The sequence below is a fragment of the uncultured Aquimarina sp. genome (genome assembly GCF_947496855.1).
GTDB lineage: Bacteria > Bacteroidota > Bacteroidia > Flavobacteriales > Flavobacteriaceae > Aquimarina.
The window spans coordinates 467,606-482,475 of the sequence record NZ_CANMED010000002.1; the positions used below are offsets into that span (position 1 = coordinate 467,606).

Genomic DNA, 14,870 nt, shown 5'->3' on the forward strand with positions numbered 1-14,870 from the left:
TGACGCTAAAATAATTATTCCTTTTTGTTAATCATCTCAATATCTTTTATGATCCATTGTAATCCCTCATCTTCATTGTTCATTATTTCTTTTATTGGAATGTCTGGTTTAATACCATAGCCATCAGGTTTTATAGCATAAGGTGCATTTATTCTCATAAGACCTACACGCATATTAATCTTAGAATTAGGCAACTCGACTTTTGCATAGATCCCTGCCACTGTTCCATTATAAGCACCACCAGTTTCTTCTCCGACAAAAGTGGCCCGCTTTGTTGCTTTTAAATGTGTCGAAAGAATGCTACTTGCAGAGAAACTTTCGCCATTAATCAACACATAGACTTTACCAGTAAAAGTATTAGATTTAGGCTTTCGTAATTTGCTATGCTTAAATTTAAAATAAGCTTCTTTATTTTCTTTTTTAACTTTAAAAATTTGATACAACCCTAATACTGGTGACAAAATTATAGCTGCTGTTTTCGTAGGCAAAGATTTTGAATGAAAAAATGGATATAAAAAACTCAATCTTCCAGTCATTTTGGACTTTTCTATAAATACATACTCTTTATCAGTTAAATAAGAATATAAATCATCAATTTCTACTAATCTACCACCTAAATTATCTCTTAGATCTAGCACTAAATTTTTACACCGGGCAGAATCAATCTTAGCAAAACTTTCTTTATAAAATTCTTTATATCCTCCACTGCTAAAACTTCTAATCTTCAAATAACCAATAGGTGTGCCTGTATCAGATTTAAAAAAACTAAAATTTCTATTATACTCGTTTGTTTTTTTGCTATACCCATATTTATAGTTCTTCTTACGTATTTTCTTCCGAGTTTCTTTTGCTATTTTCTTATCAGATCTACTAAGCTTTCTTTTTTCTAAAGATACAGTCTGTTTTTCCGAAGAAGCTTTTATTTTATCGTAGTTCGCGTATAAATACTTATCATATAAACTATCATCTAATTTTAGATGTAATAAAATACTGTCATTCTGTTTATGAATATTTGAATAAAAGAAGCCGAACCGACTTCCTACAAATTTTGGTAAAAAAGTCTTATTATAACCATCACTAGCGTGTAGTATTTTGAAAGAATCTAATAGGTCACTAACTTTTTTACCATCAACCGATATTACTTCAGATCCTGCTACTAACGCAGTATCGCCTTTAAAAACTTTTTTTATAAATAATTTATTTCCTGAAGTATAAAATGACAAAGAATTAAAAGGTGAGTCTCTTTTTCCTTTTCCTTTTAATTCTTTTTTGGTTTGTCTTTTAGAAGGTGTATGAATTGACAAATGACCTTGTTTTATACTAGTAATAACAGGTGCAAATAACTTATAAAATTCTTTAGCAGTTAATGGTTCCGTTAATTGATTCTTTAGGTCTGTTATCTTTTTATCTAATTCGTCTTTAGAGATATACCAATTTACATCTGGGTGTAATTTTTTAAGTTTTTTATAAGCATAATCAACATCTCGGCGTAATTCTTCGGGGCTATGAGCTTTACTTATTTGTTGATTATACTTTTCTACAGATGCGCAACTAGATATTAATATAATTGTAACGTATAAGAATAACTTTCTAGTCATAAATACTATTTTCTTTAAAATAAAATGATCCTTTTTTCTTATGAATAGACATTAAACAATATAAAAAGGTTGTCTAGTTATGAAAAAAATAAAGTTTTGATCAAGTAATAAGCATCAAAACTAATACCAATATCTGTCTTTTGAATGAAAAAGATATATTGTTCTTTTGTTAAATGAAGTGAATAAGAATTATTTCTTTCGATCAATAACGTAATTAACCATTAATTCTAATGAAGATTTGTACTCTGATTCTGGATATTCTGATAGTAAAGTCAATGCATCTTCTTTAAATTGATGCATTATACTGGTAGCATACTCTAATCCACCACTCATTTTTACAAAATCGATAACTTCTTTAACTCGTTTTTTATTCTTATTATGATTTTTAACTGAGTTAATTAGCCATTTCTTTTTTTCTTTTGTACAGTGATTTAATGTATAAATTAATGGCAATGTCATCTTTTGTTCCTTAATATCGATACCAGTAGGTTTACCAATTGCAGTATCACCATAATCAAATAAGTCATCTTTGATCTGAAATGCCATTCCAATAAGTTCTCCGAATTTTCTCATCTTTTCTACTGAATCAGAATTGGGCTCTACAGAACAAGCTCCGACACTACAACACGCAGCTATTAAGGTCGCTGTTTTCTGGCGGATGATCTCGTAGTAAATTTCTTCAGTAATATCGAGATTTCTTGCTTTTTCAATTTGTAACAACTCTCCTTCAACAATCTCTCTAACTGCCACAGAGATTATTTTTAATAGATCAAAATCATCATTATCAATACACACCAACATGCCTTTGGAAAGCAGGTAGTCGCCAATTAGTACAGCAATCTTATTTTTCCAAAGTGCATTGACAGAAAAAAAGCCTCTACGGCGGTTAGAATCATCCACTACATCATCGTGAACAAGACTCGCTGTATGTATCAGTTCTATAACTGAAGCTCCGCGATAGGTACGTTCTTCTATTCCACCTCCTGACACCATTTTAGCAACAAGAAAAACAAACATCGGACGCATCTGTTTTCCTTTTCTATTTACAATATAATGCGTGATCCTATTGAGTAAAGCTACTTTAGAATACATTGATTGAGAAAACTTTTGTTCAAAAAGTTCCATCTCATCAATTATAGGTAGTTTTATTTGCTCAACGACTTTCAATCCCAGGTAGATGATTTTGTTTTATAACTAGTTGCGAAGATAGTACAATCCTAATTGAGGGTCAAAACAGATAATAAATAATTAACACTGGAAGCCCAATTACGTCTTATTCGCTAATTGCCCGCAAGCTGCATCAATATCTTTCCCTCTACTCCTACGCACATTTACTACAAAACCTCTTGATTCTAATGCATTTATGTAATTTTCTATTGTTGCATTTGATGCTTGTTGAAACTCTCCATCATCAATTGGATTATACTCTATTAAATTTACTTTACAGGGGACATACGAACAAAACCTTAATAATGCATCAATATCTTCTTTTCTATCATTAATTCCTTCCCAAACCACATATTCATAGGTTATTCTACTTTTAGTTTTCTCATACCAATATTCTAATGCTTCCTTTAGATCTGCAAGCGGAAAGTTTTCATTAAACGGCATTATATTTGTTCTCACCTCATCAATTGCAGAATGTAGAGATACAGCTAATTTAAACCGTACTTCATCATCAGCCATCTTCTTAATCATTTTTGGAACTCCAGAGGTAGATACGGTAATTCTTTTGGGAGACATCCCTAAGCCCTCGGGCGAAGTAATTTTATCAATTGCCTTCAGAACATTATTATAGTTCATTAGTGGTTCACCCATTCCCATAAAAACAATATTAGACAATGGACGATTATGGTACAATCTACTTTCGTTATCAATTGCAATTACCTGATCATAAATCTCATCTGGATTAAGATTCCTCATTCTTTTTAAACGAGAAGTAGCACAAAACCTGCAATCTAAACTACATCCTACCTGAGACGAAACACAGGCAGTTGTTCTACTTGGTGTAGGAATTAAGACAGACTCTACCACTAAACCATCATGAAGTCGAACAGCATTTTTAATAGTGCCATCTGTACTGCGTTGCATTTGGTCAACCTTGATATGATTAATCACAAAATTGTCTTCAAGTATTTCTCTCGTATCTTTAGAAATATTGGTCATACTCTCAAAACTGTGAGCACCTTTACTCCATAACCATTCATACACCTGATTGCCGCGAAAAGCTTTATCCCCGCTTGACACGAAGAATTCTCGAAGTTGCTCTTTTGTCAGAGCCCGTATGTCTTTCTTTTTTGACTTCATTTCTTTGCAAAAGTATGCAAAAGATAAATGGCTCTCTAACTGAAAGTGTAAACTATTTAAGAATTATATAATTAAGGGAGATTTATTTTAGAATTTTACTGTACGAAAGTCCTCTCGATTATCCTTACGCGAGTTTTCAACTCGTTTCCATTGGTGCACTCCACCTCCGCCTTTATACTTGACATTAAGTACATTCATATTATCTTCATCTATCCATATTTGACAGATTGATACTTTTCCACTTCTAACATCCGTAAATCTACCATCTACATACTTAAATCCACTCTTGTTACTTAAGTTTTTTAGAATAATCAATCCTTCTACCGGTTGATTTTTATCATCTCCTTCGCATTGATAACATACAGCGTCTCTTTCTGATTGACGTAGCATTTGCTGTATAGATCCAAAAACCTTATTTTTTATCATATACAACTGAACAATATTAATTGCCACTCCTGTCTTCTTATCATAAGCTTTCCATTGACCTAATATCGGATTAGCATCAAATGTTCCTAATAAATCCTCTTTTAGCTCAGGATCAACAGGATTATCTCCTAACCAAATTTTAAAAAGCGCCTGTTTAAACTCTAGACTGTTTTTTACAGCTCCAAGTCTTTCTCTATTTTTATAGAGAGTAAGCTTTTCATCTTTAGTATAAACTATTTTAAAAATCTCATACTTATTGATCATTTTCGGAAGAAGCTTAAGAAAATCTCTAATACTATCTTCCATTAGATAACTATTGCCATCAGTTGCACGTTCTAATCCATTTCTTATAATTCCTTTTAGTTCCTCATTAGAAATATCAGAAATTGTTTTAATGGTCAGCGCCATAGTAGAATTTTTATCTGCTACCATAAGCCCATCTTGAACTCCATCTACTTCGAAATCTAGATATAAACCGATTGTATATAGTTTTTCTCTTTCTCCTGCTCCATTAAGCATTAGCTCTGTATCTTCAAAAACATCAATATCATTAAAATGAAGATTACCAACCTTAGTTTGTGAAAATGAAATGAAGGTTACAAAAAACAAAACGATGTGTAATATTCTGCTCATAGGTTACTATTTAGTTCACTTATTTATTTAGGGTGCACGCAATAAACGACTATTTATTAGAAAAGAAGAATCAATAATTATCTCAATTCATCTTTTTCGACAAAAAACCGAATTAATCGATATGCAGTTTATTAAAAATTACGGTAAAACCGTAATTTTTTTTTAAAAGCTCCGCAAAGTACTTATTTTTCATGAAATAAACATTATAAGTTACTAATTTTAAGATTTATACAACTAATACTTTTATACTTTAACTTATAATTATAGCTTAAAAGCTACTAATTTCACGAAAGTTTATTTATGTAAAAACTCTACTTTATATATTAAAGTAGAGTTTCATAGGATATTTATCAAAAAGTTCTTTTGCTTATATAATTAACATAGCATCTCCGTAAGAATAAAATTGGTATTTTTCTTTTACAGCTTGCTCATACGCTTCTTTAATAAAATCGTGTCCAGCAAAAGCAGAAACCATCATTAACAAAGTAGATTTTGGTGTATGAAAATTTGTTATCATACTATTAGCAATACTAAAATCATACGGTGGAAATATAAACTTATTTGTCCATCCTCTAAACTCATTTAATGTGTTATCCGAAGAAACAGCACTTTCTAGTGCTCTCATTACAGTAGTACCAACTGCACAGATTCTTTGCTTATCCGAAATACCATTATTAATAGTTTCAGTAGCTCGTGCTGTTATGTAAGCCTCTTCACTATCCATCTTATGCTTAGACAAATCTTCTACCTCTACCGGATTAAAAGTACCTAAACCAACATGCAGTGTAATCTCGGCAAAATCTACTCCTTTAATCTCTAAACGTTTCATTAGGTGTTTAGAAAAGTGTAAACCAGCAGTAGGCGCGGCTACTGCTCCTTCATTTTTCGCATAAATAGTCTGGTATCTTTCCTCATCTTCCGGCTCTGCATCTCTCTTGATGTATTTTGGCAAAGGAGTTTCCCCTAAATCCGTAAGCTTTTGTCTGAATTCATCGTAAGACCCATCATATAAAAAGCGAAGTGTACGTCCTCTAGAAGTTGTATTATCTATCACTTCTGCCACTAAACTTTCGTCATCACCAAAATATAACTTATTACCAATTCGAATTTTACGAGCGGGATCCACAAGGACATCCCAAAGACGAGTTTCCGAATTTAATTCACGCAATAAAAACACTTCAATTCTAGCACCTGTTTTCTCTTTATTACCATATAATCTAGCTGGAAAAACTTTGGTATTATTAAGAACCATAACATCGTTAGGCTCAAAATAATCAATAAGATCTTTAAATTGCTTGTGCTCTATTGTTTGATCTTTTCTATTAAGAACCATTAAACGAGCTTCATCCCTATTTTCTGAAGGATATTCTGCTAATAAATCTTGTGGAAGATCAAAACTAAAATGTGATAACTTCATTAGTGTTTGTTTTTTTGGAGGTGCAAATATACAATCTGGACATAGGGGTTGTCAAGTAAATGACCATATATATTTTTTATTTACAGAACTTTGAAATCTAATTTCTTTAAATCATCCCAAAAATCTGGATACGATTTTGACACTACATCAGCATCATTTATAAAAAGTGTTGTTCTTAACGCTAATGGGGCGAAAGCCATAGCCATACGATGATCGTGATAGGTATTTATAGAAACTTCTGATCTAATTGATGTAGCAGGAGCTAACCTTAATGAATCTTCTGTTATAATAACTTCACCTCCTAATTTCTCAATTTCTGTCTTTAGAGCTTCTAACCTATCTGTTTCTTTTATCTTTAGTGTATGTAATCCTTTAAGATAACAAGCTTTTCCTAACCCAAAACAAGTTACAGCAATCGTTTGAGCAGTATCAGGTGAGTTGGCCAAATCTAATTCTAACACTTTTGATTCCTTAGACAAAGAAACTTTTTTCAAAGTAATCTTGTTGTTCTCAAAAGTAGTTTCTACCCCAAGATTTTTATAAATATCAGCTAAAGCTGAATCACCTTGATAACTGTTTTGTTTGTAGCTCCCTAACGTTACAGTACTACTCATTGACAATGCTACGATGCTGTAAAAGTAAGAAGCAGAACTCCAGTCTGATTCTACCACCGTTAATTTTGGTGAAACTACTTTTACTGGCTTAATAGTTATAATATTGTTTTCAAAACTTCCAGAAACCCCAACATCTTTGAGCAAACTTAATGTCATTTCTATATACGGTACAGAAGTAACCTTTCCTTCTAATATGATCTCTAAACCGTTCGACAATGAAGAGGCAATTAACATTAATGCTGATATATATTGACTACTCACATTAGCTGCCAATGAAACACTATTTGAGACTGGATCTTTTCCAATAATTTTTATTGGCGGAAATCCTTCTTCCTTCTCATAGCTGATATCACATCCCAATTGCCTAAGTCCTTCTACAAGAATTTTAATCGGGCGCTCCTGCATTCGTTTACTACCTGTTAGAATTGTTTGTCGTCCTTTTTGCACGGCAAAATAAGCAGTAAGAAAGCGCATTGCTGTTCCGGCATGGTGAATATCCACAAGTTCATCTTCACTTGCCAATGCTGCCTGCATTAACTGCGAATCATCACTATTTGATACATTCTCAATTTCTATCTCTGGATACAATGACTGTAAAATCAACAATCTGTTTGTTTCACTCTTGGATCCAGTTATTTGTAATGTACTACTTTTAATATTCGAAATGTGATTTAATCTCAAATTCATTTTATTGGTTCGATTTGCGTTTTCTTAATTCAAAATAATATCCTAAAATCATCCCATACAATAATCCTCCTATGATTCGGGACAATAGATATCGTATCCATAGGCCATTATTTATTTTTTTATCTACAAAAGTGTCTAATGCTAAACCTCCATATTGCATGAAATGTTCTATAACACTAAACAGCACTACAAAAACAAGCCCTAGCAATAGTACTGAAACCCAGTATCTTTTCGAAGAAATAATTGATTTAATCATTATTTTAATTTATCATTATTATGATGGCGATCGTGATCTCTTTTTGTTTTAACATCTAATTTTTTATCAAATGCTTCCTGTAGATCCACTCCTGTTTGATTAGCGAGACACAAAACCACAAATACCACATCAGCTAATTCTTCACCTAAATCTTTGTTCTTATCACTTTCCTTCTCACTTTGTTCACCGTATCTACGTGCGATTATTCTAGCCACTTCTCCAACTTCTTCTGTTAGCTGAGCCATATTCGTTAGCTCGTTAAAATATCTAACACCATGGTTTTTAATCCATTCATCTACGGTTTTTTGTGCATTTTGGATATTCATACTTATATTTTTTTAAGAACTACTTGTTCATTTTCTTTCAGTATCACCTGATTATAAAACTCCTTTATGGCAGGATAATAATCAGCTGGAATAACAGGTGATTTAATGGTTTCATCCACTACAACCTGAATTACTCCATTAGACACATTTGATCTAAATGAAAATTGCCCCATATCTTCTGGTAGTTTAAATGCTGATGTCTTTGGATACTCAACAACTTCATATCCTTCAGGTATTTTAAGATTAATCATATATTTATTTGAAAAACCATACCCGAAATCTATTGGATATTGTCTTTCGTCTGATTTAAAAACGTTTTCTTTATCCCTCAAAAATAATAAAGGTGAAAAGAATATCTCATCATCTATTGCTTCAATTTGATCTTCAATTGTAAAACTGAATCTTTCATTGACACCTTTGCCATATTCTTTAACCCCTTTTATAGTATATTCATCGAGTTCAGTTATTCCATATTTTTTTTCAAAACGTTTTGCTCTACTATCATCATCTTTTGCTGCATTTGCAACTCTAAAGTTATGAGCTAGATAATCCCTGTGATTAATACTAACTTTTCCTTTTACCACTCCCTGATCATCAATTTGGCATTGCATCTGATATATATTAGCAGAAGGTTTCACAGGTCTAAAAGTCACCATTTGAGACGTTCCATTTTTAGCAATTACCCTACCCATTCCTCTTATTATTCTATTAGGCAAAACATTCGGCACTCCATACTTATCAGTAGCATCCAAATAGAAAACACTACCATCAGCAAGTTTAACTCTGGTTAACACATAATTAAATCCATTTAACGTTGGAAAAAGTGAGATTAATCGATCACCAGTACTTGCTATTACCGGATTCGCATCTATCTTCGCGTAATTAAGCATCGAAGTTAGCATTAAATTAATTTCTGCAGTATTACCAGTAGTTTCTTTATATGCTTTCTTTACTCCTTTTCTAGCATATACGCCTCGTTTCTTATTCCAATTCATTTTATTTTTCACAAACGTGTAAATCAAACTCGTCTTTTCTATTTCATTTGTTACACCTGTAAGAAGATTTTCTACATCATCTTTATAATAAGATGTTTTCTTTAATTCATCTCCAAAATTAGGACTCTTATATATCTTTTTAGTCACATCTTCCCAAGTAGTGGATCTATAGTCTATAGCTTCGTTTGGAAATTTGACAAATGATAATTCATAACTTAACGATGAAATATAATTCTCCGTATTGCCAGAATAAGGCTCTTCCTTGAACGCTGGAACATTAATAGATTCTATATTATCTTGGTTTACTCTAAAATCAACAGTATTTTGATAGAAATTTGAATCACTGCCGCCACGACCATGAGAAGGTCTGGATCTAACTTTATTAGTAAAAGTGATCTTATCATTAGAAGTAGTTTCTTTTAAATTTATCGGCAAATACCCTGTAGAAAACTTCTTATAACTATAATATTCAGGTGATTCTACTTTTACTTCCATTTTTTTAATAGGAATCTTGTACTGCAAGTAAATTCTATCAATAATAGACAAAAAGGGTGAAATAACTCTGTATTTATATTCAATCACAGACCCTTCTTCTATGGACGGCATCGTGAATTTTTGCTGATTATAATACTCGGAAAATTCACTTTTAAAAACACCATCCTTCTTAAGTTTAGTCTCCCTTATTTTGCCATCAACCAATGTAAATGTAGCTCCTTTTAAACCTGTTACACTTTCTTTATTACCACCATTTTTGTATAAAAACAATTCTTCTGAAGCATATTCAAATCCATCTTTATTATACAATTTCACCCTTTTAAAGACCTCTGTTATCAACTGGAAACCTTTGTCTGTACTATACGCTACACTTACTTTCTTGTTTTCGTATAATACTGCAGCATTCGCAGAGCTATCTAACGGATATGCTTTTTCTAATAGCTCTTCTTTAGAAACCTTACCAAATTTATATTCTTGGGCTGACATATGAATAGTCAAAACCATAAACACGATCCCAATTGTTTTATGTATTTTTTTCATCACTATTAATCGTTTTTTATTGTTGTTTAAGTACTATTTTTGATTTATCTGCGTTACGAATTTTAGACATAAACTGTCTATATTCTTCATATTTTTCCTTTGGATATTCACCATCATTAATTCTTAGTTTTCTGGTATACTTCAAGGTAGATTCATCTACTTTTTCAAGACTACTTTTATACATTCCAAAAACGGTTGCAAAAACTTTTTCTTCCGGAAGTTTGTTAATCAAATATCCCGCAGGTATATTAATTATATATTCGTCAGTATCTATATACCCTCTAGAAATTACTAATGGAGTTTTTCTGTTTTTATACTTTGTCATTTTACTACTTACCCGATTAAAAACATTGGGTATCACTAACAATCTACTACCTGCCTTTGTAGCATAGTTTCTAGCATTTATTTTTGCATTTTCCTGATAACTAATATTGTTTTTATCGTCCTCTAAGTCCAGCGATAGAATATTTAGATTATTGATATGATCCCAGTACTCCTTAAAGTATAGTTTTTGATCTTTAACAGATTCTAGCTTGGTTAAATATCTCGAATCGTATTGTAAACCTTTAGATACGGAAGTTACTTCTGCATCTATCGATGCATCTGGTCTTAGAGAAATAGTTGCTATCGTATGCAACGTATTTTCCTCTGGCATATACTTCTTGGTCCTTTTGATTTCTCCTCCATCTGGTTTAACAACCAGCACATTTCTATCATCCGTTGTAGAATCATTAAAATCAAACGGTAATGTCTGACTAGTACATTCTAACCAAATATCTTTCTCTCCATCAGGAACATTAAGAATCACATGGTTTCCTTCTAAAGAAGCAAATTCAGGATCAATATTCCTCTTATAATCATCTCTCCAAACTACGCAGTAGTACGATTCTATACCTTGACTATCCAAGAGTGCTTTCGTATAATTAGTTAATGCCTTACAGTCTCCATACCCTAATCTATCCACGTCACTTGCTAGCATTGGCATCCATCCACCAATACCTAATTGAATACCAACATATCTAGACTTTTTTTGAACATATTCATATATCCTCTTTGCTTTTTCTCTATTAGTATCAGCATCAGATACTAAAGCATCCACTTTACGAATGGTTTCCGTAGAAAGTTCACCTCTCCCTGACACCAAATTATCATACTGCCATTTACCAAAAGATTTCCAATCCATTGCAGATCCTTCTACATTAACTAATGAAAAATCTTTTAAAGCTACTTTTGCATTGGGTACTAATTCACGAATAGGAGGTCCTTTTTGTTCCGGTTCGATTGCCGCGATTTTAGACAACTTATAAGTCAGTTCCTGATCTCCCATTTTCACATCTACAGGATACCCATTAAATTGTTTTTCGTTTGTCCTTAATGGTATTTTTTTTGAATTAATTACAGTATACTTTGATTCTTCAACACTTAAATATACTCCTCCTATAGGAAACCAAGGTCTAATCCAAGCTGTACTTTTATTCTCAGTTATACATTCATAAACTAAAGTATAAGGGTATTCTGTTGGCGTATGTTCAAAATAAAGTATACGATTATCATCTATTAAAGATCCACCATCATAAACACTCCTATCTTTAAAATCTTTTCTTCTAATTTTTTTAACCTCCTGTCCTAAAGCATTGTAAACAATTGCCTGAACCTTTTTAATTTTGATCTCAGGATCATAATACTCACTCAGATCTGCGTGACGATTTCCATATTTATTCAATACGGTAACGATTCTTTTCGTTTTTACGGTTACGGAATTAATAGAATTGATCTCTATTACTATATCTTCAGACCTTACAATAGCATTGGCATTTTCGGTAAGTACCGAATCAATTAATATAGCTTGTAGACTAAGATCATCTTGAGCATTGATTTTCGCAGAAACACATAGCAAAACAGCAACTAGGATTAGTTGTAATTTTTTAATCATATTATAAAAATTATTTTGGGGTGGTTATTATTCTTTATTTTTCGTATCTATTATTATAGTAACAGGCCCATCATTAAGTAGCGATACTTTCATATCTGCCCCAAACACGCCAGTTCCAATGTTTTTACCTAATTCTAACTCTAGCTGTTTTACAAATTCTTCATACAAAGGAATCGCAGTTTCTGGTCTTGCTGCCTTGATATAACTTGGTCGGTTTCCTTTACGCGTACTGGCATGTAATGTAAATTGACTTACTACTATGACTTCACCATTTATATCAAGAACACTTTTATTCATTACACCACTATCATCTGTAAATATTCTTAGTCGACTTATTTTTCCAGACAACCATACAATATCTTCTTTAGTATCTTTTTCTTCGACACCGATCAAGATTAAAAGGCCACTACCTATTTGTGAAATCTTCTTTCCTTCAACCTCAACGGATGCTTCAGAAACTCTTTGAACAACAGCTCTCATATGTAAGTGTCTTATGAACAGGAAATGTTACCATCTAAATGCAAAAAAAAATAATTAATCTTCATTATCGTAATGATTTTTCCTATAATGCTCTTCTTCTCCTTCTAAAATCTGTAAGTAACTTTTATAACGTGACCAGGCAATTTCTTCGTTATCTAAGGCCTCTTTTACAGCACATTTTGGTTCGTTTATATGTAAACAATTATTAAACTTACATTGCTGTTTACGTTCGAAAAATTCAGGGAAATAATCCCCAACCTCTTCTTTCTCCATATCCACAATTCCAAAACCCTTGATCCCAGGAGTATCAATAATTTTAGCATCAAAACTAAGATCATACATTTCGGCAAAAGTAGTTGTATGTTGTCCTTGCTGGTGCTGATCACTAATCTCAGCTGTTTTTAAAGATAAATCAGGTTCGATCAAATTAACCAACGTAGATTTACCTACACCACTATGCCCAGAAAACATACTAACTTTTCCTTCCATCAGTGTTTTTACCTTATCTATATTCTTACCTGTTTTTGCTGAGACACCTATACATTCATACCCTATTTCTCTGTATAAAGCTGCTAAATATTTTATTTCAAGGAGTTCATCCTCATCATACGTATCTATTTTATTAAATAGTAATACTGCTTTAATATCATAAGCTTCCGCCGTTACTAAAAAACGATCTATAAACGCAGTAAACGTGGGAGGGTTATTAAGTGTAATCAATAAAAAAACCACATCAATGTTTGCTGCAATGATGTGGGTTTGCTTTGAGAGGTTAACCGATTTTCGGATGATATAATTCTGACGCTCTCTAATATTTTCGATAACACCGGTTTCTGTATCATTATCAGTTTCCAGTTTAAAATCCACTCTATCACCAACAGATACAGGATTGGTACTTTTAATACCTTTAATTCTAAATTTACCTTTAATACGGCATTCATATACCTTACCATTATCTGCCTTAATGGTATACCAACTTCCGGTAGATTTATATACAGTACCTGTCATAGGCGCAAAGATGCGAATAAATCTCTATATCAAATAGGTATTATACATATTTAAGATTTGGCAACTTTCTCCTGATGATTGATTGACTCCTGATGAATCGCCTTATATATTCTTAGCATAAACTCTTCACTTAATCCTTTTTCTTCTCCTTCCAGAATCATCTTACCTAAAATTTCATTCCAACGTTTGGACTGTAATATCGCTACATTTTGTTTTGCTTTAGCTTTACCAATCTCGTCTGAAATTTTCATTCTTTTAGATAAAATATCTAATAATTGATTGTCGGCTACATCAATTTTTGCACGTAATTCATTTAAGGTTTTTTGGTATGCTTCATCTACACCAACTTCTTTACGGATTTTTAAGTCTTTCATATGTTGAATTAAAGTATCTGGTGTAATTTGCTGTGCAGCATCACTCCAAGCATTATCAGGATCATAATGTGTTTCCACAATTAATCCATCAAAATTAAGATCCAATGCTGTTTGCGATAGATCAAAGATCAGATCTCTTCTTCCTGCGATGTGGGATGGATCCAAAATCAAAGGTAGATCTGGAAAACGATTTTGCAAATCGATAGGTATCTGCCATTCTGGAATGTTACGATATTTCGTTTTTTCATAGGTTGAAAACCCTCTGTGTATTACTCCAAGATTTTTCACATCACAGGTATAAAAACGCTCTACTGCGCCTAACCAAAGTGATAAATCTGGATTTATTGGATTCTTGATCAAAACTGGATTATCGATTCCTCTACAAGCTTCTGCAATATCTTGCACAATAAAAGGAGAAACTGTACTTCTTGCTCCTATCCATAATACATCTACCCCATGTTCCAAAGCTAACTCTACGTGATGTGGATTCGCAACTTCTGTTGCAATTTTCATCCCGGTTTCTTCTTTGGCTCGTTGCAACCATTTTAATCCTAAAGCTCCAACGCCTTCAAAATTACCAGGTCTTGTTCTTGGTTTCCAAATTCCTGCACGCAAAACGGTAGCATCTGATTCCTTAAGCTGATGCGCAATTTTCACTACTTGATCTTCTGTCTCCGCACTGCAAGGACCTCCTATTACTAAAGGGTGATCTAAATTATATTCGTCTAACCAGTTTCTAAGTTCTTTCTTATTCTCCATCTCTATTTTTTATTCTCAATTA

The 14,870-nt window shown here is 32.5% G+C and carries 13 protein-coding genes; all 13 read right to left on the minus strand.

From position 1 onward, the window contains the following. Window positions 1-14: 14 nt before the first annotated feature. The 13 genes from Q0921_RS08000 to Q0921_RS08060 all read right to left on the minus strand — a co-directional run bounded on the left by Q0921_RS08000 (window position 15) and on the right by Q0921_RS08060 (window position 14,848). Window positions 15-1,598, minus strand: coding sequence for a S41 family peptidase (locus Q0921_RS08000; protein WP_299255741.1), 1,584 nt, complete (start codon window positions 1,596-1,598; stop codon window positions 15-17). A gap of 189 nt (window positions 1,599-1,787) precedes the next feature. Beyond that, window positions 1,788-2,765, minus strand: coding sequence for a polyprenyl synthetase family protein (locus tag Q0921_RS08005; RefSeq protein ID WP_299255743.1), 978 nt, complete (start codon window positions 2,763-2,765; stop codon window positions 1,788-1,790). Between the two features lie 99 nt (window positions 2,766-2,864). Then, on the minus strand, window positions 2,865-3,905 hold the full coding sequence (rlmN, locus tag Q0921_RS08010; RefSeq protein WP_299255745.1) for a 23S rRNA (adenine(2503)-C(2))-methyltransferase RlmN: 1,041 nt from the start codon (window positions 3,903-3,905) through the stop codon (window positions 2,865-2,867). 87 nt (window positions 3,906-3,992) lie between these two features. Then, the gene (locus Q0921_RS08015) at window positions 3,993-4,964 is read right to left on the minus strand and encodes a chalcone isomerase family protein (RefSeq protein ID WP_299255747.1); all 972 of its coding nucleotides are present in this window, start codon (window positions 4,962-4,964) and stop codon (window positions 3,993-3,995) included. A gap of 367 nt (window positions 4,965-5,331) precedes the next feature. Next, window positions 5,332-6,381, minus strand: coding sequence for a tRNA preQ1(34) S-adenosylmethionine ribosyltransferase-isomerase QueA (gene queA / locus Q0921_RS08020; RefSeq protein WP_299255749.1), 1,050 nt, complete (start codon window positions 6,379-6,381; stop codon window positions 5,332-5,334). An 80-nt stretch (window positions 6,382-6,461) separates the two neighbouring features. Then, window positions 6,462-7,682 carry a 3-phosphoshikimate 1-carboxyvinyltransferase gene (locus tag Q0921_RS08025; RefSeq protein ID WP_299255751.1) on the minus strand — a complete coding sequence of 407 codons (1,221 nt, stop codon included), beginning with the start codon at window positions 7,680-7,682 and terminating at the stop codon, window positions 6,462-6,464. A 1-nt stretch (window position 7,683) separates the two neighbouring features. Further along, window positions 7,684-7,938, minus strand: coding sequence for a hypothetical protein (locus tag Q0921_RS08030; RefSeq protein WP_299255753.1), 255 nt, complete (start codon window positions 7,936-7,938; stop codon window positions 7,684-7,686). Then, window positions 7,938-8,264, minus strand: coding sequence for a nucleotide pyrophosphohydrolase (locus tag Q0921_RS08035; RefSeq protein ID WP_299255755.1), 327 nt, complete (start codon window positions 8,262-8,264; stop codon window positions 7,938-7,940). The genes Q0921_RS08030 and Q0921_RS08035 overlap by 1 nt, the downstream gene beginning before the upstream one ends. Before the next feature lie 2 nt (window positions 8,265-8,266). Beyond that, window positions 8,267-10,294, minus strand: a complete 2,028-nt coding sequence (locus tag Q0921_RS08040) for a transglutaminase (protein WP_299255757.1) — start codon at window positions 10,292-10,294, stop codon at window positions 8,267-8,269. A 16-nt stretch (window positions 10,295-10,310) separates the two neighbouring features. Continuing rightward, window positions 10,311-12,227 (minus strand): DUF3857 domain-containing transglutaminase family protein, encoded by a 1,917-nt coding sequence (locus tag Q0921_RS08045; protein ID WP_299255759.1) that lies wholly within the window; start codon window positions 12,225-12,227, stop codon window positions 10,311-10,313. A 27-nt stretch (window positions 12,228-12,254) separates the two neighbouring features. Next, window positions 12,255-12,707, minus strand: coding sequence for a D-aminoacyl-tRNA deacylase (gene dtd, locus Q0921_RS08050; RefSeq protein WP_299255762.1), 453 nt, complete (start codon window positions 12,705-12,707; stop codon window positions 12,255-12,257). A 54-nt stretch (window positions 12,708-12,761) separates the two neighbouring features. Continuing rightward, on the minus strand, window positions 12,762-13,715 hold the full coding sequence (gene rsgA / locus Q0921_RS08055; protein ID WP_299255764.1) for a ribosome small subunit-dependent GTPase A: 954 nt from the start codon (window positions 13,713-13,715) through the stop codon (window positions 12,762-12,764). Window positions 13,716-13,765: 50 nt separating this feature from the next. Beyond that, window positions 13,766-14,848, minus strand: coding sequence for a bifunctional 3-deoxy-7-phosphoheptulonate synthase/chorismate mutase type II (locus Q0921_RS08060; protein WP_299255766.1), 1,083 nt, complete (start codon window positions 14,846-14,848; stop codon window positions 13,766-13,768). Window positions 14,849-14,870 lie beyond the last annotated feature (22 nt).